The sequence below is a fragment of the Lactococcus muris genome, assembly GCF_042849115.1.
Lineage (GTDB): Bacteria > Bacillota > Bacilli > Lactobacillales > Streptococcaceae > Lactococcus > Lactococcus muris.
This window is the reverse complement of record NZ_BAAFQO010000049.1, coordinates 1-1307: the sequence shown is the minus strand read 5'-3', so window position 1 is coordinate 1307 and position 1307 is coordinate 1. Positions and strand designations below refer to the sequence as shown.

Below are 1307 nucleotides of genomic sequence, written 5' to 3'. Positions count from 1 at the left end.
AAAATAGACAAGTAGAAAAACCTACTTAGTTATGATGTTCAATAAGGTATGCACTCCGATATTCCATTGGTGTCATGCCTTTTAATTTTTCTTGTGGACGGTCATAATTGTACCAAAAGATGAAATCATCCACTTGTTGTCGAAGAGCCTGCTCGTTTTCAGGCACATGAAGTTCCAAAGATTCACTCTTGAGATGTGAAAAGAAATTCTCGCAAGGCGCGTTGTCATAACAATTCCCTTTACGAGAATGTGAAGTTATGACATTATGCCTATACAATTTCTTAATATAGGTGCGGTTGGTATACTGAAAGCCTTGGTCAGAGTGCAAAGTACAGGGAAGGTCTGTATCCCACTGTGCATTAAAAACCAAGTCTAAGTTATCAAAGACTAACCTATTGTCATTGAAAGGAGAAATCCTATATGCTAAAATAGAGTTATCATAAAGGTCTTTAATGACGCTGAGGAAGCATCGACCACTTTTATGATAAATATAGCTGACGTCCGTGACTAACTTCTGGTTGGGTCGTGTGGCGACAAAGTTTTGAGCAAGGGCGTTGGGCATAACGACTCTTGCTTTTTCATTTCTTTCCCGTTTTGTGCAAGAAGTAAAACGTTTCTTGCGAATGGGAGATTTTAAGCCAAGAATTTGCATATAACGAAGGACTGTTTTAGGATTGAGAACGACACCATAAAGGCGTTTTAATTGCATGGTAATGTAACGATAGCCTTTCTCATGTACTTCAAAAATTTCTTGAATGAGCTGCGCGATATCTTCTTTAAAAGCTTTATATAAAGGTTTCCCCTTGTTTACCCATGCGTAGAAACCGCTGCGAGAGAGTTGGAAATAAGAACAGAGGAAACTTACGCCATATTTGTCTCTGAGCTCATCAATAATACGGAATTTCAGCGCTCGCTCAGTGTTTTGAGGAGCGCTTGGTATTTTTTTAGGATATCATTCTCCATGCGCAGATATTCATTTTGTTCTTCAAGAGTCATCTCGTCAAGTTTGAAGCTTTTAGGACGACCTGTAGCTTTCTTTCCTCGCTTATCTTGCCCAAGAAGAGCTGGGTTTTCCTCATAAAGTTTCAACCAATCTCTCACTTGTCTGGATGATTTTAAACCATGCTTTTTTGTAATAGCATCCACTCCACCATATTTATTGCTCAAATAGTCTTGAACCACTTGTAATTTGAATTCAAGGCTATATTTCTTGAATTTACTTCCTTTTTTAGCCATGCAAAAAGAACCTCCTAAAATAGATTGTACTGTAAGTTTTTTACAGTGTCTATTTTACTTGGTTCTTTTCA

The 1307-nt window shown here is 37.8% G+C and carries 2 protein-coding genes; both read right to left on the bottom strand.

All coding sequences use genetic code 11. The annotated features are described in order from the left end of the window. Positions 1-25: 25 nt before the first annotated feature. Positions 26-892, bottom strand: coding sequence for an IS3 family transposase (locus ACGHCK_RS11430; protein ID WP_271329489.1), 867 nt, complete (start codon positions 890-892; stop codon positions 26-28). A gap of 11 nt (positions 893-903) precedes the next feature. Further along, positions 904-1236, bottom strand: a complete 333-nt coding sequence (locus tag ACGHCK_RS11425) for a transposase (RefSeq protein ID WP_251424002.1) — start codon at positions 1234-1236, stop codon at positions 904-906. Positions 1237-1307: the final 71 nt, after the last annotated feature.